Source organism: Bradyrhizobium sp. Gha (assembly GCF_900113735.1).
GTDB lineage: Bacteria > Pseudomonadota > Alphaproteobacteria > Rhizobiales > Xanthobacteraceae > Bradyrhizobium.
Genome location: NZ_FOQM01000035.1, coordinates 49,947 through 73,035, shown reverse-complemented (window position 1 = coordinate 73,035; position 23,089 = coordinate 49,947). Strand labels below are relative to the sequence as shown.

Annotated in this window: 21 protein-coding genes; 17 read left to right on the top strand and 4 right to left on the bottom strand. The window is 60.7% G+C overall.

The features are described 5' to 3' along the window. Nucleotides 1–15 precede the first annotated feature (15 nt). The 8 genes from bufB (at nucleotide 16) to BM222_RS31260 (ending at nucleotide 7,216) form a co-directional block, all read left to right on the top strand. Entirely contained in the window at nucleotides 16–924 is a 909-nt protein-coding gene (bufB, locus tag BM222_RS31295; protein ID WP_092237019.1) for an MNIO family bufferin maturase, read from the top strand. Further along, the gene (locus BM222_RS31290) at nucleotides 914–1,696 is read left to right on the top strand and encodes an HvfC/BufC N-terminal domain-containing protein (protein WP_092237016.1); all 783 of its coding nucleotides are present in this window, start codon (nucleotides 914–916) and stop codon (nucleotides 1,694–1,696) included. Before bufB ends, BM222_RS31290 begins: the two co-directional genes overlap by 11 nt. Further along, nucleotides 1,693–2,205: a DoxX family protein gene (locus tag BM222_RS31285; RefSeq protein WP_092237013.1), complete on the top strand. Its 513-nt coding sequence runs from the start codon at nucleotides 1,693–1,695 to the stop codon at nucleotides 2,203–2,205. Before BM222_RS31290 ends, BM222_RS31285 begins: the two co-directional genes overlap by 4 nt. A 10-nt stretch (nucleotides 2,206–2,215) precedes the next feature. Beyond that, nucleotides 2,216–3,610, top strand: coding sequence for an OpgC domain-containing protein (locus BM222_RS31280; RefSeq protein ID WP_502690960.1), 1,395 nt, complete (start codon nucleotides 2,216–2,218; stop codon nucleotides 3,608–3,610). 33 nt (nucleotides 3,611–3,643) lie between these two features. After that, complete coding sequence (locus BM222_RS31275; RefSeq protein WP_092237005.1) at nucleotides 3,644–4,855, top strand: OpgC domain-containing protein; 1,212 nt, start codon at nucleotides 3,644–3,646, stop codon at nucleotides 4,853–4,855. Nucleotides 4,856–4,875: 20 nt separating this feature from the next. Next, nucleotides 4,876–5,367, top strand: a complete 492-nt coding sequence (locus tag BM222_RS31270; protein ID WP_244547332.1) for a DUF2059 domain-containing protein — start codon at nucleotides 4,876–4,878, stop codon at nucleotides 5,365–5,367. A 113-nt stretch (nucleotides 5,368–5,480) separates the two neighbouring features. Continuing rightward, complete coding sequence (locus BM222_RS31265; protein WP_143106114.1) at nucleotides 5,481–6,215, top strand: glycosyltransferase family protein; 735 nt, start codon at nucleotides 5,481–5,483, stop codon at nucleotides 6,213–6,215. A 128-nt stretch (nucleotides 6,216–6,343) separates the two neighbouring features. Next, nucleotides 6,344–7,216, top strand: coding sequence for a hypothetical protein (locus tag BM222_RS31260; RefSeq protein ID WP_092236998.1), 873 nt, complete (start codon nucleotides 6,344–6,346; stop codon nucleotides 7,214–7,216). A 75-nt stretch (nucleotides 7,217–7,291) separates the two neighbouring features. Here BM222_RS31260 and BM222_RS31255 read toward each other — a convergent pair whose 3' ends face one another. The 3 genes from BM222_RS31255 to BM222_RS31245 form a co-directional block, all read right to left on the bottom strand. Beyond that, nucleotides 7,292–8,749 (bottom strand): adenylate/guanylate cyclase domain-containing protein, encoded by a 1,458-nt coding sequence (locus BM222_RS31255; RefSeq protein ID WP_092236995.1) that lies wholly within the window; start codon nucleotides 8,747–8,749, stop codon nucleotides 7,292–7,294. A 393-nt stretch (nucleotides 8,750–9,142) separates the two neighbouring features. Beyond that, nucleotides 9,143–10,297 carry a patatin-like phospholipase family protein gene (locus BM222_RS31250; RefSeq protein WP_502690959.1) on the bottom strand — a complete coding sequence of 385 codons (1,155 nt, stop codon included), beginning with the start codon at nucleotides 10,295–10,297 and terminating at the stop codon, nucleotides 9,143–9,145. Nucleotides 10,298–10,367: 70 nt separating this feature from the next. After that, the gene (locus BM222_RS31245; RefSeq protein ID WP_092236991.1) at nucleotides 10,368–11,192 is read right to left on the bottom strand and encodes a 3-hydroxybutyrate dehydrogenase; all 825 of its coding nucleotides are present in this window, start codon (nucleotides 11,190–11,192) and stop codon (nucleotides 10,368–10,370) included. Between the two features lie 193 nt (nucleotides 11,193–11,385). Between BM222_RS31245 and BM222_RS31240 the strand changes: the two genes are divergently transcribed. From BM222_RS31240 to BM222_RS31200, 9 genes are all read left to right on the top strand, one after another. Further along, nucleotides 11,386–12,273 carry a LysR family transcriptional regulator gene (locus BM222_RS31240; protein WP_092236987.1) on the top strand — a complete coding sequence of 296 codons (888 nt, stop codon included), beginning with the start codon at nucleotides 11,386–11,388 and terminating at the stop codon, nucleotides 12,271–12,273. A 593-nt stretch (nucleotides 12,274–12,866) separates the two neighbouring features. Next, nucleotides 12,867–13,253, top strand: coding sequence for a hypothetical protein (locus tag BM222_RS40470; RefSeq protein ID WP_143106113.1), 387 nt, complete (start codon nucleotides 12,867–12,869; stop codon nucleotides 13,251–13,253). Between the two features lie 320 nt (nucleotides 13,254–13,573). Then, complete coding sequence (locus BM222_RS31230; RefSeq protein WP_177243575.1) at nucleotides 13,574–14,911, top strand: sensor histidine kinase; 1,338 nt, start codon at nucleotides 13,574–13,576, stop codon at nucleotides 14,909–14,911. Continuing rightward, the gene (locus tag BM222_RS31225) at nucleotides 14,908–15,546 is read left to right on the top strand and encodes a response regulator transcription factor (RefSeq protein ID WP_092236980.1); all 639 of its coding nucleotides are present in this window, start codon (nucleotides 14,908–14,910) and stop codon (nucleotides 15,544–15,546) included. The genes BM222_RS31230 and BM222_RS31225 overlap by 4 nt, the downstream gene beginning before the upstream one ends. 98 nt (nucleotides 15,547–15,644) lie before the next feature. Continuing rightward, on the top strand, nucleotides 15,645–16,022 hold the full coding sequence (locus tag BM222_RS31220; RefSeq protein WP_244547331.1) for a response regulator transcription factor: 378 nt from the start codon (nucleotides 15,645–15,647) through the stop codon (nucleotides 16,020–16,022). 211 nt (nucleotides 16,023–16,233) lie between these two features. After that, nucleotides 16,234–16,401 (top strand): hypothetical protein, encoded by a 168-nt coding sequence (locus BM222_RS41480; protein WP_177243574.1) that lies wholly within the window; start codon nucleotides 16,234–16,236, stop codon nucleotides 16,399–16,401. Nucleotides 16,402–16,852: 451 nt separating this feature from the next. Next, nucleotides 16,853–17,971: an efflux RND transporter periplasmic adaptor subunit gene (locus BM222_RS31210; RefSeq protein WP_092236974.1), complete on the top strand. Its 1,119-nt coding sequence runs from the start codon at nucleotides 16,853–16,855 to the stop codon at nucleotides 17,969–17,971. Then, entirely contained in the window at nucleotides 17,971–19,044 is a 1,074-nt protein-coding gene (locus tag BM222_RS31205; RefSeq protein ID WP_092237062.1) for an efflux RND transporter periplasmic adaptor subunit, read from the top strand. Before BM222_RS31210 ends, BM222_RS31205 begins: the two co-directional genes overlap by 1 nt. Next, nucleotides 19,041–22,133 carry an efflux RND transporter permease subunit gene (locus tag BM222_RS31200; protein ID WP_143106112.1) on the top strand — a complete coding sequence of 1,031 codons (3,093 nt, stop codon included), beginning with the start codon at nucleotides 19,041–19,043 and terminating at the stop codon, nucleotides 22,131–22,133. Before BM222_RS31205 ends, BM222_RS31200 begins: the two co-directional genes overlap by 4 nt. Nucleotides 22,134–22,372: 239 nt before the next feature. Here BM222_RS31200 and BM222_RS31195 read toward each other — a convergent pair whose 3' ends face one another. Next, nucleotides 22,373–23,089: a peroxiredoxin-like family protein gene (locus BM222_RS31195; RefSeq protein WP_092236971.1), complete on the bottom strand. Its 717-nt coding sequence runs from the start codon at nucleotides 23,087–23,089 to the stop codon at nucleotides 22,373–22,375.

The window sequence follows — 23,089 nt, the reverse complement described above, 5'->3', positions numbered from 1 at the left end:
AAGCGGAGGAGCGAGATGGACGCAACGATCAGGCCCGAGGCCTCCAAGGCTATCCCCCTCCGCTTTTCGTATGCCCCCGGCGGCGTCGCCGGGACGAGCTTCAAGCCCGAGCACCTCGCGGCGATCCTCGACGAGGGCCCGCAGCGCGGCTTCTTCGAAGTCCATGCCGAGAGTTACATGGGCGCAGGCGGACCGCCGCATCGGATGTTGGAGCGGCTGCGCCGCGATTATCCGTTCTCGCTACACGGGGTCTGCATGTCGATCGGCGGCCCGAGCCCATTGAACCGGTCACATCTGGCCCGCTTCCGCGGCTTGGTCGCCCGCTATCAGCCGGCGCTGGTCTCCGAACATCTCGCATGGTCGACCCACGAAACCAGCTTCTTCAATGATCTTCTGCCGCTACCCTACACAAAAGCGACGCTCGATCGCGTTTGCGACCATATCGATGAGGTGCAGGAGGCGATCCGGCGGCCGTTGCTGCTGGAAAATCCGTCAACCTATGTGGCCTTCCGCAGCTCCACCATGAGCGAGACCGATTTCATCCGGGCTGTTGCCGAGCGTACCGGCTGCGGTCTGTTGCTCGACGTCAGCAACGTCGTCGTGTCCGCGACCAATCACGGCTTCTCTGCACTGCAATATCTCGCCGATTTCCCCTTGGCGCGCGTCGGCGAGGTCCATCTGGCGGGACATGCCGAGCAGAGCGACGACGAGGGCGAGCTGCTGTTGATCGACAGCCATGATGGTCCGGTGGCGGACCCCGTGTGGAAGCTGTTCGAGATCGTCATCGCACGCTGCGGCCCCGTTCCCACGCTGATCGAGTGGGACAGCAACATCCCGGGTTGGCCGGTGCTGAAGGCGGAAGCCGCCGCCGCGCAGGCGATCCTCGACCGCTGTCACTCAATGGAGGACCGCCATGCAGCCTGACGCCCACGCCTGTTACGCGGCTGCTTTCGTGCCGCCACTGCTCGATCCCGGCGCCGACGTCCCTGCCGTCGTGACCGGCCCGAACGGCAAATCGGCGATGAAACGCTACAACGTCTACCGCAACAACGTCACGGTCAGCCTGATCGAGGCGCTCGCGGCGATCTATCCGGCGGTGCAGCGCCTCACCGGGCCGGACTTCTTCCGCGCCATGGCGCGCTTCCATATCCGCGAAACGACGCCGGCCTCGCCGCTGCTGTTCGACTACGGCCGCGACTTTCCGGCCTTCATCGCGCGCTACGAACATGCGCAACCCCTGCCATGGCTCCCCGATGTCGCCCGGATCGAGCGGGCCTGGCTCGACGCTTATCACGCCGCCGACGCTGCGCCCCTCTCGGCAACCGAGCTCGCAGCGATAGAACCGGATCGTCTGGCCAGCCTTGTCTTCACCGTGCATCCGGCGACGCGCGTCGTACGATCGCCCTTCGCGGCGGTGAGCATTTTTGCCGCCAACCGCACCGGCGGGTCCTCCGACCGCATCGACGCATCGACGCCCGAGGACGCGCTGATCACGCGGCCGGAGTTCGACGTCGTCGTGCGGCAGTTGCCGCCCGGCGGGGCAGTCTTCCTGACCTGCCTGATATCAGGATGCATGCTCGCCGAGGCCGCCGCCGCGGCCATCGAAGCTTCGCAAGACTTCGACCTCGCCACCAACATCGCCGGCCTGTTCGAGGCGGGCGCCTTCACCTCGCTGACGTCTGGAGACGCAAGATGATCACGGAACAACGCATCGCGCCCGCGGGCAATCTGCCCTCCTTCGCCCTGCTCGCCGATAAGGCCAATCATCTCATCCGGACGATCGCGACGCCATCTCTGGTGCAGCTCGTTGTGCGTGTGGCACTGGCGGTGCCGTTCTGGCGCTCCGGTATCCTTAAATGGAATGGCTTCTTCAAACTGAGCGGCACCGCCGTCGCATTATTCAGCGACGAATTCATGCTACATCTTCCAGGCGGGCCATATCATTTCCCGGTCCCGACCACGATGGCCTTCCTGTCCGGGCTGGGCGAGGTCGGCTTTCCCGTCTTGCTGATCCTGGGTCTGGGCACCCGTTTCGCTGGCCTTGGCTTGTTGTTCATGACCGTGATCGTCGAGCTTACGGTGCCGGACGGCTGGCCAATTCACCTCACGTGGGCGGCTATGGCCCTCAGTGTTATGTGCTGGGGCCCGGGGCGTTTCTCCATCGACCATTTGGCCGGCCGGCTCGTCCAAACGTCAGACGAGTAGCGTCGAGCGAATGATGGCTTCGCTTTTTCGATATTCTTGTTCCACAGGGCAAGCTAAGCTTTCGGTCGGAACAGGTGGGCAAGCAATGAAGCATTTGCCGACTTTCGGTAGTCCCGAGGCTGGGACGAAAGGCCGCCCCCAATACCGCCGGCTGGTCTGGCTCGCTGCCTGGTTCGCCGGAGGATACCTGAAACCTACCGGGCATCTCGCTGCGACCCCTGTGTCGCCGTCTGTCCCGACACCGATGCTCGCGCTCGCAAAAGGCCAGCGAGAACTGCGGCTGGACCTGTTCCGCGGCCTGGCGCTCTGGCTGATCTATATCGATCACGTTTCACCCGACCTCCTCACGTGGGCGACGATTCGCAACTACGGGTTCAGCGACGCCGCCGAAGTGTTCATCTTCATCTCCGGCTTCACCGCAGCTCTGGTCTATGGTCGCGCGACCTTCGAGGTCGGCTTCGTGATAGGGACAGCACGTGTGTTGCGGCGGGTCTGGCAAATCTACACCGCGCATCTCCTGCTCTTCCTGGTCCTGATGGCGGAAATCGCCTTTGTTACGAGCGTCTCCGAGAAGCCGGCGTTCTACATCCAGGAGATGGAGGTCGGAGATTTCTTTAGGCAACCTGGGTCCGAAATAATCCAGGCGCTCTTCCTGCGTTTCCGCCCGCTGAACATGGATGTCCTGCCGCTCTATGTGGTGCTGATGGCGTTTCTGCCCTTGGTCCTGCTCGTCGCACGTTTGCACAGGGATCTGCCGCTCGCCTGCTCTGTCGCGCTCTACATCCTGACGCTCCGATACGATCTGCATCTGTCGACCTATCCGGACGGTTTCTGGTCGTTCAATCCCTACGCATGGCAGTTGCTGTTCGTCTTCGGCGCCTGGTGTGCGCTTGGAGGTGGAATACGATTGTCCCCGATCCTCAACTCTCGAGCAGTCTTCTGGATGGCCGTCGCCTATCTCTGCGCCGCATTTTTCGTCACCTTGACATGGTATTTTCCGTCCTTGGAGACGCTGATCCCCGGCTGGCTGGCGCGGCTGATCTATCCCATCAACAAGACCGATTTTGACGTCCTGAGATTTGCGCATTTCCTCGCGCTGGCAGTCGTCGTGCTGCGCTTCGTACCGGGTGACTGGGCGGGACTGCGATCAGCCTGGGCGCGGCCTCTAATCCTTTGCGGGCAGTATTCACTGCAGATCTTTGCACTTGGAGTTGCCCTGTCATTCGCCGGATACGCACTGCTGATGGAGCTTAGTGCCGGCGTCTTGCTGCACGTTTTGGTCGGCGCCGCCGGTATCTTGATGCTGTACGGCGTCGCCTTGGTGTTCAGCTGGTACAAATGGGCAATGTCCGGGCGCGAGCGCGCCAAGACGAATACGTCAGAGCTAATCACGCAAAGTGCTTGATGAATATCCACCCCAATGAATGGACCGACGGACATGGGAAAAGAGAGCACGGATCGGTTTGTGGTCGAGCGGGATTTGAGGCTCGACCTTTTGCGCGGACTCGGTCTCTGGATGATCTTTCTAGATCACATTCCGGATGACGTCGTGGCCTGGCTTACGCTGCGCAATTACGGGTTCAGCGACGCGGCCGAGTTCTTCGTTTTCATTTCCGGCTACCTTCTTGGGTTCATCTACGTTCCCATCGTCGCCTCAGGCCAGTTCCTTGCAGCCTTGAAGCGCCTGTGGCTGCGGGCCTGGCAAATGTATGTCGCCCACATCCTGCTGTTCCTCGCCTTCACGGCGCAGATCGCTCGCGCCGCGCGGAAATGGGACAATCCGATGTACAAGGACGAGTTCAACGTCGCCAACTTCCTCGCACATCCTGACGAATTGATCGGCAAGGCGCTCACGCTGCAATACAAGCCGGTCGATCTCGACGTTCTGCCGCTCTACATCTCGCTGGTTGCGGTTGCGCCGTTCGTGATCTGGTGCCTCGCGCGCCGCCCGAACCTGACCCTGGCCGGTTCGATCGTGCTGTACCTGCTGGCACGCTACTTCGACTGGAACTTGCCGTCCTATCCGAAAGGGGCAACCTGGTATTTCAACCCGTTTGCCTGGCAGTTGATGTTCTTTTTCGGTGCGTGGTGCGGCTGCGGTGCTGTCGCCCAGATCAGCAAACTCCTGCGCTCGCGCATCGTGTTCGCAGTCGCGATCGCCTGGATTCTCTTTGCCCTGGTCATCGTGATGACCTGGCACAGCGCGTTCCTGGAGTCGCTGATCCCGAAGTGGATGATCAAGCTGATCTATCCGATCGACAAGACCGATCTCGATATGCTGCGGTTCACGCATTTCCTCGCGCTTGCCGTCATCGTATCACGCTATCTCAACCGAGACTGGGCCGGGCTCAAGTCGAAGTGGCTCCGGCCTCTCGTGCTCTGCGGTCAGCATTCGCTGCCGCTGTTCTGCCTCGGCGTATTCCTGTCCTTTGGCGTGCATTGGATACTCGTTCAATGGAAGCACCAAGTCATTGAGCAAATTCTGCTCAGCATCGGCGGAATGGCCATCATGACGGCAGCCGCCTGGGTTCTGGATAGAGCAGAAAGGGTGCCGAACCTCTTCGTGGACGCGGGAATCAAGGAGGAACAAAACCCGGTCACTCAACCCGCCCCATTGGCTGGGATGCAAACACAGCCGAGCGCGGCATGAGAAAAGGCGAGGAGTCAAGGATGTACAAGAGCCTGATGATTGCCATTGGCATAACGTTGCTCGCAATAGGGGTTGCGAAAGCCGAGACTTCATCTCCAGCTGCAATGGACGCAGCAAGAAGCCTGGCCGTGACCTTGAAGGTCGCGGACCAATACAAGTCTCTCCTTCCAGGTATTTTGCTCAGGCTCCGACCTATCTTGTCCCAGGACCGTCCTGAGATCGAGCGAGACTTCGACGCCGCAGTGCCGGCGATCTTGGAAGCCAACCAATCGAAATACGATAACTCGATGATCGAGGGTGCAGCGGCGCTCTACGCCAAGATCTTCTCGGCGGACGAACTTCGTGACATCGACGCGTTCTATCGTAGCCCGGCCGGCCAGAAATATATCGAAAAATCGCACGAACTCTCGGAGATTAACCAAAAGCTCAGCGATGAAATCTCGCGCCAAGCTACGGACGAGATGAAAGAGCGGATCACCCAGTCGCTGCGGGAGAAGGGCCACAAACTTTAACAGATCTATCGTGACGGAAGGACCGCCACGCAGCGCCGAGAGAATGCCTTCCAAACAAGAATTTGCGGCTCGCCTTTTAATCGAACGGGTCATGCATGACATGCGAAAATGTAATGTTGCGAGTTGCGGACGATCCGATCTCCGTTGCCGACGCACCGGAACCTACTGCCGCGAGCGAACGACGCCCCAACGCTCCTTCGAGGATCTTTGACTTTCTAAGCTTGGCATTTCTTGCCGCGGTCATGTTTGTCGCGTGCTTCACGGTCAGGGATTACGCCATCTCCAATGATGAAGGTGTGCAGCACCACTACGGGGAACTGATCATCGCGTATTATCAAAGCGGATTCCGCCTGCGCGATGTGTTCACCTTCGAAAACCTGTATCTCTACGGAGGCCTGTTCGACGTCATAGCGATCTGGCTCGGCCACGTCGTCGCCCTCGACATCTACGACGTGCGCCATGTCCTCTGCGCCATGACGGGTGTCGCTGGCGTTGCCGTCAGTGGTGCCACGGCGCGCTCAATCGCCGGACCGCGCGCGGGCTTCATTGCGACCGTCGCGCTTACACTGTGTGGAGCGTGGTATGGCGCCATGTTCAATCACACAAAGGACATCCCGTTTGCCGCCGCAATGGCCGGAGCGACACTGTTCCTGCTCCGCTTGTCTCGCCAATTGCCGTCGCCTCGCATATTCGATGCCGTGGTCTTCGGCTGTCTTGCCGGCGCAGCGCTCGGCCTGCGGAGCTACGGTTTGCTGCTGTTTGTCTATCTCGGGCTTGCAATTGTGATCTATCTGCCCTGGGCGGAAAGCGGCAGGGCGCGCCTGGCCTTGCCGGCAGATCCCTGTTGAAGATGTGCCCCGCCCTGGGAGTCGCCTATCCGTTGATGATACTGGCCTGGCCATGGGCTGCGCTGTCGCCCCTCAATCCGATCCGTGGCCTCTTTGCCTTCTCGTAATTTCAGTATTCGATCCGCACGATGTTTGTCGGGCGCGTCTACGAGATGGCCAACGTGCCGCGCGTCTATGTCCCCGGTTACCTTCTCATCCGCGTACCCTTGATCACCCAGGCGGGTGCCGCGTTGGCGATGCTTTCCGTCGTTTGGAACCCCATCAAACCAGGCGTAGTGCGGCCTCGGGAGGTTGCATTGCTGTCGATGATGGTCCTGCTGCCGTTGGCCTGCCAGGCGCTCGTTCATGGCCCTGCCTTTAGTGGCATGCGCCATTTCCTATTCGTGCTTCCTCCGCTCGCGACCCTCGCCGGCGTGGGCCTCGGCCATCTCCTCGATGCGCTCGCTTTGCCGGGGCGCCGGCTGGCCTCAGTGGCGCTTGCGGTGGTTTGCGCGTCCTTTCTGTCTGAGGGGCTTACGCTGCTAAGGCTTCACCCCTACGAGAACCTGTCCTACAACGCTTTGGTCGGAGGCCTTCCGGGAGCATTCCGCCGCTACGATCTGGATTACTGGTTCAACAGCATGCCGGAGGCGATCGGTAAGCTCGAGGAGTTCGTCAGGGATAGTGTACCCCTTGATGAAATCAAACCGCCGGCGGTCTATTCCGTCGCCGTTTGCGGAGAACGTCCGGCCTTTGACCATTCGGTCACGCTTCCGCAGTTGCGGTGGGACTTCCGCTCGGAATGGGACGAGTCGGAGTTCTTCATAGCTCCAACGCAGATGAACTGCGATCGCGACCTCGATGGAGAGATCGTTGGTCGTGTGGAAAGGCTCGGCGTCCCGATTGCCTATGTGAAGGATCGGCGAGCGATCGTGAAACGGCCGCCCGCAGATTCCGCGTTATCCGTTGCCCGTCAGGAGCCCGCCGGAAAGAATATCGCGCAAGCCGTTCCGTTTGATTGAGGCTCCTCGTGGACCCTGAGGTCCTTGCCAAGACGCGGCATACTTCGCCGAGACTGCACGGCTCGAGCGGACTGGCTACGATCGACTGGTGATGCGATAAACTCGTGCGTTGCCCTCAACGCCGCGCAATGGCGCGTCGAACTCTTGAACATTCTGGCTTATCAACAGTTCGCGAACGCCGGGAGCCGTGTAGAGCGCTTCAGTGAGACAGATTTCCCCTGCATCCGCAAATGACTGCACCCTCGCGGCTATATTCACCGTTTGGCCGAAGTAGTCTAGATTCTCATTGAGGGTCACGGCGATGGAGGGCCCGCAGTGAGCTCCCATCTTGAGGATGATGGCGGGCTGATCTCGCTCGAAATTGAATTGGCCGATCCGCTGGAGCATTTCGAGCGCCGCCGCGACCGCGTCGACGGGCCGGGAGAACGCTGCCATGACGGCATCACCAATGGTCTTCACAATAGCACCGGCATGCTGTTGAGCGACCGCGTCCAGCAGAGCGAAATGTTCTCTGACCAACGCATAGGCATTGAGATCTCCGAGATGCTCGTAAAGCGCGGTCGACCCCTTCAAGTCGGTGAAGAGGAGGGTCACCTGGCGGACGCCGAGTCCTTCCTCCTCGTCGACACGCTCGGAGCGGAAGAGCTTGCGGAAAGTCTGTCGCGTCAGCAGCATGCCGCCGGACACGTAGGGGTCGAACTCGAGTGTCGGCTTCTCCGGCATCGCTACGATCTCAGGTGGCCAGTTGATCAGGAGCACTGAGCCACGCCTTGCGCCGGTATTGCTGATCTCGAAGACGATGGGCCCCGACGGCACGGCCGACATAGCGGATGTGAAGCGCTGCCCGTCGTAGGTGATTCGAACGATTGTTGGAGTGCTCGCCGAGGGTACAGCGGAGTCCGCCACGGGAAGCGTGAAGCCAGCCTGCGTCTGAACGTTGACGCCCGAGAGCGCGCCGGGCTTGATGTCGGCCTGCAGGGTCGTGGTCACGCCCGGCGGTAGATAGGTCATGCCGCAGACTAGGGTGCGCAGAACATCGACAAACCGGGTTTGTCCGCCCGGCAGCCGCCCGCTGTCCGCAAACTTCAGCTTCCAATGCAGGTCTTCGATCGAGAGGCTGTCAACGTCGTGCAATGCGAGGCGACGTACCTGCGGCGAGACGGAGAAAGAAGCCTGGATGAAGTCGTCGAGATCCGTCTGACCGTCGATATCGCATAGCCCGCAGACGAAATGGCTCCTGAGTGCGCGCAGCTTGCCAAAGCTTTCCAGAACCAGGCCGGAATGGGGGCACAGAATGTCCCAATGTAGGTCGACCAGTCCGGCGCGGGCAGCGTGGAGGAACAAGTCGATGGCTTCCGGTTCGCCCACGCCGCGATCTCGAGCGAACGCCAAGGGATTGGCGCGGAAGATACTGACCTCGTCTCCGCTACGGATCAGGGTTTCGAACTTCGAAATGACCCGCGGACTCCAAGCCCTGGCTTGCTCGATCTGAATCATTTTGCTTTCGAGAAGCCGTTCGTCAATCGATGTCATCGACAGCTCCTGACGGTGTCAATCCCAGCAAAAATAGCACATTCGGAGGAGCACGGGTCATTCGCGCACGATCCAAACATAACGCACTGCAGCACGTCGCCCTTCAGTCACCCGACGAGGGGCCATTGGGGGTGCCTTCTAGTTGACACTAGCATTGCTTCGGAAGCGGTCCACCTCGCCGCACCTGGCGCTTTGCCGAATGCGTATGCCTTGCTCCGAGTCGCACCGGTCCGGCTGCAGTTGGGTCAACGCCAATGAGCCACGCTGGCTGGATCAGCCGTGGCGGCGTGGAATCAGGAACATAGGTCCCCTAAATCCGTTGGGTGGTGGCTATGCTACTTGCGCCTGTCGGCCTTTCAATGCGCGCGGCTGCTCAAAGGAGGCCTCGGCTGCTCATTCTGCCGCCATCGGCATGACGTCCTGCGTTTCGTGCAAAATGACACCCGTCAGAGGATCGAACTCACCTCTCCAGGGCTTGTGGTCCAGGACGGCCTTGGTATGCGAGTAGCCCGCCTCCCAGCGCCGCATGATCCCTTTCGGGCTGAAATCGATGTCCTTCGTATGGGTCTCCCGATCGAGCTGAGGCGCAAGGAGACGAACGACATGCATGCGGGTGCGGCATCCATAACCGGTCAGCTCGCGAACGGCAGGATCAGCTCGCTCGCTCTCAGGCAAACGTGAGGCAAGCTGATTGATGACGTGACGCAAACGATGCGCCTGTTGCTGTCGAGCGATTTGGCTCGCAATTCGGCTTGAATACTGCACGTCCTTATGCCGGTTGAAGACCTCCGCCATGGTCGTGGGCTCATGCCCCATGGGATTCCACAAATGAACTGCAAAGATCAGGGAGTCCTTGCGCGGGTTATCATCAAAGACAGCTTCCGTGGGCGTGTTCGAGAGAATGCCTCCGTCCCAATACAGTTCGCCATCGATCCGTATCGCGGGGAACGCCGGGGGCAACGCTCCCGAGGCCATGACGTGCTTCACCGTCAGGTCGCCGTCGCGGCTGTCGAAGTAGCGCATCTGACTGGTCCGGACGTGAGCCGCGCCGACCGTGAGCCGCGGCTTGCAGCGATTCACCAGGTCGAAGTCCACGAGTTCGCTCAGTGTCTTCTCGAGCGGAGCCGTCGAATAGAAGCCCGCGTGATCGGCGCCGAGCGGATAGGAATCCCCGGCGTGAGCTAGTGGATTGGGTCGAAAAAATCCCGGGATTCCGTTGGTAACCGTCGCCCAGTACGAGAGCTTGTCGTTGAAGTCTGGGAAGGCCGTGCGGAGATTCCAGATCGGATTCTGCTCCATGCGCTTCCAGAACGCCTTGAGCCTCGCCAATCTGTTCTGCGGCTCATTGCCCGCGATCAGGCTGGCGTTGATCGCCCCAATCGAGGTCCCGATGATCCAATCAGGCTCGATGCCGGCCTCGTGGATTGCCTGGTAGACCCCGGCCTGATACGAGCCGAGCGCTCCGCCGCCCTGCAGCACAAGCACGACTTGGCCGGGCAAATCCCGGACCTTGGCGGCCTCGACCGCATTTCCCTGCATCGCATTCATCTTTCGCTCCCCTGAACGCTTGCTCTCGTCATTCTTCGCAGAGCCGCGGAGTTCGTTACGGTTGCTCATTTCAGTGAGCAGTCCAACCGCCATCGACCGGGAGGGCTATGCCCGTGATCGAAGCCGCCGCATCGGTCGATAGAAAGACCGCTAACGATCCGATTTCCTCCACCGTGGCGAAGCGCTTGTTGGGTTGCTGGGCGAGAAGTACATCGCGGATGACTTGATCGCGTGAAATGCCGTGAGCTTTGGCTTGACCGTCGATCTGGGCCTCCACGAGGGGCGTATAGACATAGCCGGGGCAGATCGCGTTGCAGGTGATGCCCTCTTCCGCCGTCTCAAGAGCCGTCACCTTGGTCAGACCGACGATCCCATGCTTGGCCGCGACATAGGCCGCCTTGAAGGGAGATGCGACCAGCGCGTGGGCAGACGCAATGTTGATAACCCTGCCGAACCCATTCTGCCGCATCGCGGGCAGTGCAAGACGGGTCGTATGGAAGGCCGAGGACAGGTTGATGGCGAGGATCTGGTCCCACTTTTCGACCGGAAACTGCTCCAGCGGCGCGACATGCTGGATGCCGGCGTTGTTAACGAGAATATCCAGTCGGCCGGACTGCGCGACAGTAGCGGCAATCATTTCAGCGATCGATTTTGGCTTGCTCATGTCGGCGGGCGAATAGCTCGCCCCTACCCCGAAATCCGCAACGATCTGCTCGCACGTCCGTCCAATCTCCTCCGGAGCCCCAAGACCGTTGAGCACCACATCGGCACCGGCAGCCGCTAAAGCTCGCGCAATCCCGAGCCCAATGCCGCTGGTCGAGCCGGTGACCAGCGCTACCTTGCCGACCAGCGTCCGCGCGGCGGTTTGATCCTGCAACTTGACGGGAATGTTCATAATCCGAGCCTCTCATTTGAGCGATGGCAGGTCTGGTGGCCGGACTTGGCCTTTGCGAACTGTGAGAGGTTTTCCCAGTCTCCGGAAATGCCGTTTGGCTTCCGAAACCATGCTCGCTCGCTATCGGCGTCGGGATGTCATTCCTGGCCCCGATCGGCTAGAGTTCAAACCGATCTTGCGGGGGAGCCGATCGATGGAAATGCACCAGGTCCGCTATTTTCTCGCGGTGGCGCAGCAGCTCAATTTCACGCGCGCTGCCGAGGAATGCAATGTGACGCAGCCCTCGCTCACCCGAGCGATCAAGCAGCTCGAAGCCGAGCTGGGCGGAGACCTCTTCCGCCGCGAGCGACCGGCTGCCCAACTGACGGAGCTCGGGCAGCGCATGCATCCGCTGCTCAAACAATGCTACGAGGCGGCGGCGGGCGCCCGCTCGCTGGCCTCTTCGTTCAAGAGCGGCGAGATCGGCGCGCTGCGCATCGCGCTGACGCATTCCATCGATCTTGCACTGCTCATCCCCCACCTGAGTGAGATCAAGCGTCAGTTCAATCGGCTCGAATATTGTTTTCTGCGCGGCACCAGTCGGGAAGTTGGCGAACTCTTGAAGAAGGGCGACGCGGAGCTCGGCATCGCGGCCGAGATCGATGAAGCCTGGGACCGGCTCGATACCTGGCCACTCTTCACGGAGAGCTTCGAGCTCGTCGTCAGCAAGGACCATCGGCTCGCTGACTGCGCTGAGATCGAGTTCGATGATCTACGTACGGAGCAGCTGTTGAGCCGAAGCTATTGCGAGCATTCCAAACGCATTGCGGCCTCACTGCGCGAGCACGGCATCGACGTCGACCATAGTCACGAAATCTCCAGTGAGCGCGATCTGATCGAGCTGATCGAAGCCGATATTGGCGTCGCGATGGTGCCGCACACGTCGCCTCTCCCGGCGAACCTCAAACGCGCGGGCGTGGTGGGATTGGATGCCCGCCGCACGGTCAATCTCTACGGCGTTGCGGGACGCCAACGTACCGCAGTGGCCTCTGCCGTCATGCGGATGCTAAGAGGCGCCGATTGGCGAGCGATCGCAGGGTAGCTGACCCAGCTTGTTTCCGGAGACACGAGCGAGCTATGGCGTGTGCTCATGGAGGTAATTTCCGCTGCTGGCGGCAAAGCAGAGAAGGGTTTCGGATGCCGGCCGCATGAAGGACGGCGCGGCATATTCGGCGGCCGGCGTCCGAAAGCCTCAAAACGAGGAAACCGCGATGGGGTTCGTAGGACGATGCCGCGTGATCGAGCTAAGTCGCGTCAAACAACCTTCAGGCGATCAATAGGTCGGATATGGCCGCGGCGTCCTACCGCGCGAGCGGTTTAGTCCGTTGACCCTGAACAGACGTCGTGCCCACGCCGGAAACACCCTGGCTCTATTGATCCAAATCAATAAGTGAATGATGCTTTAGTGAAAGCATTCTTCGTCCCTGCTTCTTAGACGCTGCGGAGGTTGATTGTGGGCGCGGGATTGTCGGTGGCTTTGAGCTTCGGCATCCGGCCAACATTGAGGAGGTTAGGGTCCGCGTCTGATTCCAATACGGAAGTTCAAGTCCGGAAGCCCGAACTGCTGCGTCGGCGCGCCCTTGGGACAATTGTGCGCCCGGCCCGTCCATGTCCCGACCAGCAAGAGGGTGTGTCATGCGTACCGCTATTCCTCTCGTCATCTTGATCGCAATCTCATCGCAGGCAGCAATCGCCGGCGTAAAACGGCACGGGTCGGTCCCGGAAGCACTGCGGGGATCATGGGCGACGAGCGCGGATGTCTGCAACGGCGCGGACAAATCCGGCGTCGCCCTAGCAGCCAAGACTTACGCCGGCCCCGCCGGGAACTGCAGCGTAATGTGGGTGAGCGAAACCCCTGGCCTGCAAGGTGCTATCTACTCCGCCCATTTGCGCTGCCCGAACAAGCGCACGCAGCAGCAGGGCTGGTCGGAATCCAATCTGGTCATCCGGCCCGACGACACGAACAAGATTTCGGCGGGCCCCAATTTCAGCGGCCTCAAGACGTATCAGCGGTGTCCATAGTCTCGCCGCTGAGTTTGACCATGTTCGATCACCAATCGCGCACCCGAAAGCTCACTCGATGCAAAGCGTGACAGAGCTGCTGCCAATGGCGCCAAGCTTGTAGACCTATGGAAACTGCCCATGAGCGACCGCAAAGGCCGCTCTCGAAGTAAAACCGGACCTGACAGGCCTAGCGGTCGGACTGCCGCTTGATGCCAGTTGGGAGCACCTTCCGGGCGATAGGCTTAAAGGCCAGTAGGTGGTAATCTCTTTATGCCAATTCGCCGCTACACGACTTTGAGGCGGGCGGTTTCAGGCGGAGGCCTGCCATGAGGGGGAGAGTGCTGGTAAAGGGCGCCGAGAAGGAGCCAGTTTCCCGCGGCAAGAAGGTGGCCTTGAAGAGCCGCACGGCCGAACCTTCGCTGGACGAACTCCTGGCGTTTGAACGGCTGCTTTCTGATCTCTCCGCCCGCTTCGCTAACGTTGGCGCTGGCCAGGTCGTCGCGGAAATCGAAACCGCGCTGAGGCAACTCTTCAGATTTCTCGGCTTCGCTCGCGGTACCTTTGGGGAGTTCAGCGACGGAGGCGATCTTACCATTCTGTGCTCGGCAGCAGCCGAAGGTTTAGAAGCGGTACCGCGTGGCCCAGTCGCGGGTTTCAGAAAATGGGCTGAAAGAGAGCTATACTCAGGACGTACCATTACGTTCCGCTCTTGGGAGGACTATCCCGCGGAGATACGTGCAGCTGTAGACGAACACTACCGCCAACGCGGCATTGTCCCGCAGCTTTTAATTCCGCTGGCCGTGGGTGGCAACATCGTTGCGATGATCGCTTTTGTTGCGTTCCAATCCAGTCGGGAATGGCCGGAGGAGTTCATCGCGCGGATAAAAGTCCTTGGAGAAGTGATGGCCCAAGCGCTCGTTCGCAGACGCTCCGAGGCCGCACTTCGGGCGACGCAGGCTGAGCTTGCCCGGGTTAGAGGCCTCACCGCAGTCGGACAGATGGCGGCCTCGATCGCACACGAAATCAATCAGCCGCTCGGGGCAATCGTAACAAATGGCAGTGCGGGCCTGCGCTGGCTGTCGAATCCAACGCCGGATCATCTCGAGCGAGTGCGCGTCGCGCTCGAGCGCGTCGTCAGGGAGGGCAATCGGGCGAGCCAAGTCATCAATGGCATTCGAGCGATGTTCAAGAACGATAGCCGGGAAAAGGCGCCACTGGACGTAAACCAGTTAGTCCGCGAAGTACTCGCGATTCTGGATTCCGAGTTGCGAAGCGATCAGGTTCTGGTCGAGACTGAGCTGATCCCGGAGCCGTTGCCGGTGTTCGCGGACCGGGTGCAACTCCAGCAGGTTGTCGCTAATTTGGTTGCAAATGCGATTGAGGCGATGAGAACGGTCAACGGTCGTGCGCGGACACTGCGAATAAGATCGGCGATCACCAAATCTGACGACGTCTTAATCAGCATAGAGGACTCCGGACCAGGAATTGATCAAGAGAACCTCGCCCGCATTTTCCACCCGTTCTTTACGACGAAGCCCCAGGGCATGGGAATGGGCCTCGCGATCTGCCGGTCGATCGTTGAATCTCATCATGGAAACCTCTCGGCGTCGCCGGGGCATCCACACGGCGCAGTTTTTCGAGTCGTTCTGCCGATCGGGAGGGTGGACGGCGCATGAAGCACGACGATCTCAGGAGCCAGTCGGTCGTTTTTGTCATCGACGACGACAACGCCATGCGCGAGGGACTCAGCAGCTTGTTTCAATCGGTCGGATTACAGGTCGAGGCGTTCGCTTCTGCCCCGGAGTTCCTTGCGGGCGAGCGTCCTGACGTCGCCAGTTGCCTGGTGCTTGATGTCCGGCTACCCGGACCGAGTGGACTGGATTTTCAAGCGGAACTGGCCAGGGCGAACGTTCAAATTCCAATCGTCTTCATGACCGGCCACGGCGACATACCGATGACTGTGCGGGCCATGAAAGCCGGCGCGGTTGAGTTTCTGCCCAAACCATTTCGTGACCAGGACATGCTGGACGCAGTACGGGCCGGCCTTGAGCAGGACCGGCACCGACGCAAGGACGCTAGCGATGCCTCCAGATTGAAGTTGAATTTCGATTCCCTGACGCCGCGCGAGCAGCAGATCATGGGCTTCGTGGCCTCCGGTCTGATGAGCAAGCAGATCGCCCACGAGATTGGAGTCAGCGAAGTCACGGTGAAAGTCCGCCGCGGCAGCATTATGCGAAAGATGGGCGCAAAATCGCTCGCCGAGTTAGTGCTGATGGCAGAGACATTGGGCGTTCGCCGTAAGCCGAAATAACATATACTTATGTATATTCCATCAGCCTTTGTTCCTTCCGCTTCCCAATGCACAGTGGCGCGATGCGCCTTGGAGCCCCCCAGCAAGGACGCCGGAAGTTGAAGGTTCCGTTGATCTCCATTGTTGACGATGACGAACCTAATCGAGAGGCCACGGAGGCCCTTGTTCTGTCGCTGGGTTACACCGCCGCTACCTTCGCTTCCGCTGAGGAGTACCTGCGGTCTGATTGCGTTGAGAGCTCATCGTGCCTGATCACCGATCTGCACATGCCAGGTATGAGCGGAGCCGACCTGCAGGATCGGTTGATAGCCGATGGCTGCCATACGCCGATTGTTTTTGTAACCGCGTTTTCGGAAGAGAAAATTCGCGCGCGCGTATTGGGAGCTGGAGCGATCGGCTTCCTGAGCAAGCCCTTCAATGCTGAATGCCTGATCCGATGCCTGGACGAGGCACTCAAGAGCCCCGGCGTTCGCTGAACACAACCATCGTATCTGCGGCCTCCGTCAAACAAGCCTGGTCACCGCTTCCCGGGCCACATGTTCTGCCGCGCGAAAAGATCGGAGCTATACCGACGTATAGCGTTCTTTACCTTTTCGACACTGATCATTACCCGCGTACACTGGATCGGATGGCGCGACGCTTTTAGTCTTCTCGCCAAGAAAAAAGTAACTCGACCAGGAGCGCGAGGTGGCCACGACCGATATGGCCACGAACACCGCAACCTCTCGGAATGAGTTGGCTATCAGCCCGGCGAAGCTTTCGCGCCGGGCTCGGCAAATTTCAGACTCGGAATTGTTCGACCGCGTTGCGGATACCGACAGGCTCGCGGTGCAGCGATTATTTGAAGACGTTTAGCTCGGGAAAGGCACTATCATGTCTCATCGAAGCGTCTTACTTGCGGCCGTTCTACTCGGCGGCGCATCTATTGTGACTGTTTCCTCCGACGCATTTGCGCGTCCCGGAGGTGGGTTTGGTGGGGTCGGTGGCCCCGGCGTTGGAGTCGGTCGTCCCGGCGTTGGCCACGTCCATCACGTCCATCGTCATCCCGTAGCGCGCGGTGCCGCTGTCGTAGGCGTCGGTGCTGCCACCGCCGGAGCGTATTACGCCCGACCCCAATGTGGATATTACCCTTATCCACCGTGCTACTAGTTTGCCGGCCGGACCGTCGGTGCAGTTGCCGACGGACCGCACCGTGCGCCACTGCAGCACAAGAGGCCACGCCAACGATAGGTGGCATCCAATGCGATCCGTGTCACGGTACGTAACGGGGCAGTTCAGCTTGTCTCGCCAACCTGAGCGAGTCGCCATGGCTCATCGCGTCCGCTATTGCTCGAGATCTCGCCCGCAACGCAGCTTCCCAATCGCCTGTTTTTTGTCAGTTGCGGTCTCGCTGTCGGGCTGTAGCGATCGGAACGACGGATCGTCCAAGGCGCCGACGCCGGTTCGAACCGAAACGGTGCGGCTCCAGGATCGGCAGGGGTCGACCACGCTGACGGGTGACGTTCAGGCCCGGGTCCGCGCTGAACTTTCCTTTCGCGTCAGCGGCCGAGTGATCGAGCGGTTGGTGGATGTCGGAGCCCATGTGAACGCCGGTGATGTACTGGCGCGCCTCGATCCGACCGAGCAGCAAGCCGATCTCGATGCCGCAATCGCCAAGGTGGCCGGCGCCGAAACCGAGGTCCGCGTCACCTCCGCCACCTTCACTCGACAAAAAACCCTTATTGCGCAGGGCTTCACCACGCGATCGTCGTTCGAGGAGGCGCAAGAGGCGTTGCGCACGGCGGAGGCATCGCTCGATGCCGCCAAGGCCGAGGTCGGCACCGCGAAAGACAATTTGAGCTATACCGAGCTGCGCGCCAGGGCCTCGGGAGTGATCACAGCACGCAATATCGAAGTCGGCCAAGTCGCGCAGGCAGCGCAGTCGGCATTCACGCTGGCGGAGGACGGCGCCCGGGATGCCGTGTTCGATGTGTATGAGTCGATTTTCTTCAGGCAGCCGGAGAGTAACGACATCATTTTGACGCTGGTGTCTGATCCGGCCCTCAAGGCTCAGGGGCGTGCCCGCGAGGTCTCCCCGACCATCGATCCGAAGACGGCGACGGTCCGAGTCAAGATTGCGATCGACAATCCGCCTGCAGCGATGACGCTGGGAAGCGCGGTCACCGGCACGGTGCGTTGGAAGCCAAAGAATCGTATCGTTCTGCCCTGGAGCGCGCTGACCGCCGCCGGCACCGCGCCTGCGGTCTGGATCGTTGACTCCGCAAGCAACACGGTTTCGCTGAAGCCGATCGTTGTCGATGACTATGAGTCCGGAATCATCGTGATCAAGAGCGGGCTGCAGCCCGGTGATCGCGTAGTCACCGACGGCGGCAAGCTGCTCAGCCCCGGACAAGCGGTGACATTCGACCGGGAGGGCGGGGCATGATGAAACGCGGAATTCGTGTCAGTGCAGTGCTGAGCGTCTGTTTTGCGGCGGCCGGATGCCAGGACGAAGCGGCCGCACCTGCACCTGTGCGCCCGGTGCTGTCGACTGTGGTCACGCCGGGCCAAGCCGAAGGTGGCGTCGTCGTCGGCACCGTAGAGCCGCAGTACAAAACCGATCTGAGCTTCCGCGTGCAGGGACGGCTGATTGCGCGCCCGGTCTACATCGGCGACACGATAGAGAAGGGACAGACCGTTGCAGCGATCGACCCGACCTCGCTTGAGCTCGCAGTACGCTCCGCGATTGCAAACGTGTCGAGCAGCCAGGCCAAGCTGACCAACGCCAGCGGTTTCGAGCAACGCCAGCGTACGCTGCTCAAGACCGAGGTCATCAGCCAGGCAGATATGGAAAGCGCCGAGCAATCCACCGCCTCTGCGCAGGCGACCTTGGTCCGCGCTCAGGCCGATTTGACCAAGGCGCGCGAGCAGCTTGGCTACGCCCAATTGAAGGCGGAATTCGCTGGCGTCGTTACCGCGGTTGGCGCCGAGGTCGGCCAGGTCGTGTCGTCCGGCCAAGCCGTCGTGACGGTTGCGCGCCCAGAGATCCGCGAAGCCGTGATCGATGTCGCCGACGACGTGGCCTCCACGTTGCAGATCGGCCAGCCATTCACGGTCAGCCTTCAACTCGACCCCGCGATCCGGGCCGAAGGCCGGATCCGCGAGATCGCGCCACAGGCCGACGCCGTGACGCGCACACGCCGCGTCCGTATCACGCTCGACAATCCTCCCACGACATTCCGGCTGGGGACGACGGTGATGACACCCGTCATCAGTAGCCATCCGACGCTCCGACTGCCGGTGTCAGCCATTCTCGTCAAAGACGGCAAGACGCTGGTCTGGCTGGTAGATCCATCCAAAGGCACGGTGGCATTGCGCGAGGTCACCAGTGAGGCGGACGATCGCAGCGGCGCACGCATCGTCGCTGGCATCGAGGAAGGCTCGCGCGTGGTGACCGCGGGCGTGCACAGCCTTGTAGACGGCCAGAAGGTCCGCATCGATCAGGAAGCCAAGCCGTGAAGAAGTCATTCAACCTGTCCGATTGGGCGCTCGAGCATCGTTCGCTGGTCTGGTATTTCATGATCGCGTTCATGGCTGCCGGGCTTTTTTCCTACATTCAATTGGGGCGCGAGGAAGATCCCGCGTTCACCATCAAGACCATGTTGGTTCAGGCTCAATGGCCCGGCGCGTCCGCCGAGGAGATGACGCGTCAGGTCACCGAGCGGATCGAGAAGAAGATCGAGGAGCTGGAATCGCTCGACTATACGAAGAGTCTGACCGTCGCGGGACAAACAACCGTTTACGTCAATCTTCGCAATGACACCAAGGCGCGGGACGTGGTTCCGACCTGGGTGCGTGTGCGCAACATGATCAACGACATCAAAGGCGACTTTCCAGAAGGCGTCATTGGGCCAACGTTCAACGACAGGTTCGGCGACGTCTTTGGCAACATCTATGCGTTCACAAGCGACGGGCTGAGCCAGCGTCAGCTACGCGACCGGGTCGAGTATGTCCGTTCCAAGGTTCTGACCGTGCCGAATGTCGGCCGGGTAGATATCATCGGCGCGCAGGATGAAGTCATCTATCTCGAATTCTCCACCCGCAAGATCGCTGCACTGGGGCTCGATGAACGCGCGATCCTGACCTCGTTGCAAGAGCAAAATGCAATCGCGCCCTCGGGCGTTCTGCAGGCGGGGCCGGAGCGGATCAGCGCGCGCGTCAGTGGACACTTCACGTCCGAGGCCAGCCTGAAGGCGGTCAATCTTCGGGTTAACGACCGGTATTTTCCGCTCACCGATGTAGCCACGATCACGCGCGGCTATGCCGATCCACCATCCAACCTGTTTCGCTTTAACGGAGAACCTGCGATCGGGCTCGCGATCGGCATGAAGGCCGGCGCCAATCTGCTGGAATTCGGCGCCGCGTTGAAAAAAGAAATGACCAGGGTCGTGGCCGACCTGCCGATCGGGGTCGGTGTGCATCTGGTGTCGGATCAACCGGTCATCGTGGATCACGCGGTGTCCGGCTTCACCAAGGCGCTATTCGAAGCCGTCGTTATCGTGCTTGCCATCAGCTTCCTTAGCTTGGGGATGCGGGCTGGTCTGGTGGTTGCGATCTCGATTCCGCTAGTGCTCGCCATTACTTTCCTGGTCATGGCGTCCGCCGGCATCTCGCTGCAGCGCATTTCTCTCGGCGCGCTGATCATCGCGCTCGGCCTGCTGGTGGATGACGCGATGATCGCGGTCGAGATGATGGTGGCGCGTCTGGAGGTCGGAGATACGCTAAAGAAGGCGGCGACCCATGTCTACACCTCGACCGCGTTTCCGATGCTGACCGGAACGCTGGTCACCGTCGCCGGTTTCATTCCGATCGGGCTGAACAACAGCAATGCAGGCGAGTTCACCTTCACGCTGTTCGTCGTCATCGCGGTGTCCCTCGTCGTGTCGTGGATCGTCGCGGTGCTGTTCACGCCGTTGCTGGGCGTCACGATCCTGCCGGATGCAATGAAGAGTCACCATGGGCACAAGGGCCGGTTAGAGCTCGGCTTCTCTCGTCTGCTCGGCTTCTGCATGCGCTGGCGCTGGGCGACCATCGCGACCACGCTTGCGGCGTTCGGATTGTCGCTCGCCGGCATGGGCTTCGTGCAGCAGCAGTTTTTTCCGGCGTCCGATCGGGACGAACTGATTGTTGATTTTAGCCTGCCGCAGAACAGTTCGATCGCCGAAACCGATGCGCAGATAGCTCGCTTCGAGCGGGAGGCGCTCAAGGGCAATCCGGGAGTCGATCATTGGTCGAGTTATGTGGGGCGAGGCGCGCCGCGCTTCGTGCTGTCCTTCGACGTGCAGCCGGCCGACCTGTCATTTGGTGAGATCGTCATCGTCACCAAGAGCCTGGAGGCGCGGGATCGCGTCAAGGCTGAGCTGCAGACCTATTTGAAGAAGACGTTTCCGGGTACCGACGCCTTCGTGAAGCTGCTCGAGATCGGGCCGCCTGTCGGCCGGCCGGTGCAGTTCCGTATGAGCGGTCCCGACATCGCCGGGGTACGGGAGTATTCCCGACAACTGGCAGGCGTCCTGCGCAGCAATCCGCATCTCGGCGACGTGGTGTTCGACTGGGCAGAGCCTGCGCGCGTCGTCAAGGTCGATGTTCTGCAGGACAAGGCGCGGCAGCTCGGCGTCACCTCCGAGGACATCGCGACGGCGCTGAACGGCGTGCTGGACGGCACCACAGTCACCCAGGTGCGCGATGATATCTACCTGATCAAGGTGCTCGGGAGAGCCAAGGCCACCGAACGCCGTTCGATTGAAACGCTGCGGGATCTGCAACTAACCGGCACCAGTGGTCAGGCAGTGCCACTCGCCGCCGTGGCTACGCTGCGCTACGAAATTGAGCAGCCGACGATCTGGCGGCGGTCACGCCTGCCAACCATTACGCTGAAGGCGGGCATTCTGGATTCAGTGCAGGCGGCCACGATCGTCGATCAGCTCAAGCCGCAACTCGCGGCATTCACCGCAAGATTGCCAGCCGGCTATTCGGTGGCGACCGGTGGCAGCGTTGGGGAGAGCGTCAAGAGCCAGGCGCCGATCGTCGCCGTGGTGCCGCTGATGCTGTTCATCATGGCGACGATCCTGATGCTGCAGCTGCAGAGCTTCCAGCAGCTGTTCCTGGTGTCTGCAGTTGCTCCGCTGGCCTTGATCGGCGTCGTGGCGGCACTGCTGCCGAGCCGGGCGCCGCTCGGCTTCGTCGCCATTCTCGGGGTGCTGGCGCTGATCGGCATCTTGATCCGCAACTCCGTGATCCTGATCGTGCAGATCGAGCAGTTGCGCGACGAAGGGCGGCACGCATGGGACGCCGTCGTGGAAGCGACCGAGCACCGGATGCGGCCGATCATGCTGACGGCTTTGGCGGCCAGCCTCGCCCTGATCCCGATTGCGAGCGAGATATTCTGGGGGCCGATGGCGTATGCGATGATGGGAGGCATCATCGTCGGTACGGTGCTGACACTTTTGTTCCTGCCCGCGCTATACGTCGCCTGGTTCCGCATCAAAGCGCCCGCCGATCGGGATGCGCAACCAGCAGAACCGAAGGCTGAACGAGAAGTTGCATGATATCCAACGCCGGTACTTCAAGGGCGGCGTCCGGACGAATGCATCCACGATGCAACACCGTTATTTGAGGCTGAACAAGATCAGCTATTTGAAATTGGGTCCAGACGAGCACATGTCAGGTATTGGCCCCAAGCAGCGGTTGGGACATGTTCGTCATTGCCCTGCTGTCTGGAGTCGAGCAGATATGGACGCACTGATCCGTGCGGCAATCCAGTTGTGGGCACGCGCCTAGCCAAAGCTCAATTCTCACCGCTCGCGCTTTCCAGCGCCTTGAGCAAGTCGTCGATTTCCATTCGCTTGCGGAAATCCGGATCGACGAAGCGAGCCTTCACGACGCCATCGCGCCCAATGACGAAGACCGCCGGGATGGGCAGCATCCAGCCGTCATTGCCGTGAAACCGCGCCATATCCTGATAGGACAGCAGTCCCTGGATCTCCGTATCCAACCAGATCGCCAGATTGAGGGAGAGCGCATAACCGTTGTCGAGATCGGTTAATACTGGGAAGGGTGCCGCGGACTCGGCCTTGAACTGCTCAGTATATTCCTGCGTCTCCGGCATGATGGCAACGATCTGCGCGCCCAGCGCCTCGATACGATCCTGCGCCTGGATCACCGCGCTGACGTTCAGCCGGCAATAAGGGCACCAATGACCTCGAAAGAACATGACGGCCACGGGGCCGCGCGCGATCAGCGAGCCCAGCGTGACCAGGCGTCCGTTCTCGTCGGGCAACACGAATCTCGGCATCACCTCACCCGGACGAGGCGCGTTCTCTCCCCCACCATTCTCGGCTAGTCGCGCGACGAGGCGGTCGACCGCCTCGCCGTAGGCGGGAAATATATCGCGGCCGGCTTTCGCATAAGCCCGAAGTTGCTCGTTCAGGGTCCCCTCCATGTCACGGCAGCGCTGGAAGGCGAGCTTGAGCCGTTCTGCGTCGGCTGGGGAAAGGGATGTCAT

Bases quoted from the DNA above. Each gene is read 5' to 3' on its own strand.
- bufB (WP_092237019.1), top strand. From the start codon at position 16: ATGGACGCAACGATCAGGCCCGAGGCCTCCAAGGCTATCCCCCTCCGC.
- BM222_RS31290 (WP_092237016.1), top strand. From the start codon at position 914: ATGCAGCCTGACGCCCACGCCTGTTACGCGGCTGCTTTCGTGCCGCCA.
- BM222_RS31285 (WP_092237013.1), top strand. From the start codon at position 1,693: ATGATCACGGAACAACGCATCGCGCCCGCGGGCAATCTGCCCTCCTTC.
- BM222_RS31280 (WP_502690960.1), top strand. From the start codon at position 2,216: ATGATGGCTTCGCTTTTTCGATATTCTTGTTCCACAGGGCAAGCTAAG.
- BM222_RS31275 (WP_092237005.1), top strand. From the start codon at position 3,644: ATGGGAAAAGAGAGCACGGATCGGTTTGTGGTCGAGCGGGATTTGAGG.
- BM222_RS31270 (WP_244547332.1), top strand. From the start codon at position 4,876: ATGTACAAGAGCCTGATGATTGCCATTGGCATAACGTTGCTCGCAATA.
- BM222_RS31265 (WP_143106114.1), top strand. From the start codon at position 5,481: ATGTTGCGAGTTGCGGACGATCCGATCTCCGTTGCCGACGCACCGGAA.
- BM222_RS31260 (WP_092236998.1), top strand. From the start codon at position 6,344: ATGTTTGTCGGGCGCGTCTACGAGATGGCCAACGTGCCGCGCGTCTAT.
- BM222_RS31255 (WP_092236995.1), bottom strand. From the start codon at position 8,749: ATGACATCGATTGACGAACGGCTTCTCGAAAGCAAAATGATTCAGATC.
- BM222_RS31250 (WP_502690959.1), bottom strand. From the start codon at position 10,297: ATGAATGCGATGCAGGGAAATGCGGTCGAGGCCGCCAAGGTCCGGGAT.
- BM222_RS31245 (WP_092236991.1), bottom strand. From the start codon at position 11,192: ATGAACATTCCCGTCAAGTTGCAGGATCAAACCGCCGCGCGGACGCTG.
- BM222_RS31240 (WP_092236987.1), top strand. From the start codon at position 11,386: ATGGAAATGCACCAGGTCCGCTATTTTCTCGCGGTGGCGCAGCAGCTC.
- BM222_RS40470 (WP_143106113.1), top strand. From the start codon at position 12,867: ATGCGTACCGCTATTCCTCTCGTCATCTTGATCGCAATCTCATCGCAG.
- BM222_RS31225 (WP_092236980.1), top strand. From the start codon at position 14,908: ATGAAGCACGACGATCTCAGGAGCCAGTCGGTCGTTTTTGTCATCGAC.
- BM222_RS31210 (WP_092236974.1), top strand. From the start codon at position 16,853: ATGGCTCATCGCGTCCGCTATTGCTCGAGATCTCGCCCGCAACGCAGC.
- BM222_RS31205 (WP_092237062.1), top strand. From the start codon at position 17,971: ATGAAACGCGGAATTCGTGTCAGTGCAGTGCTGAGCGTCTGTTTTGCG.
- BM222_RS31195 (WP_092236971.1), bottom strand. From the start codon at position 23,089: ATGACATCCCTTTCCCCAGCCGACGCAGAACGGCTCAAGCTCGCCTTC.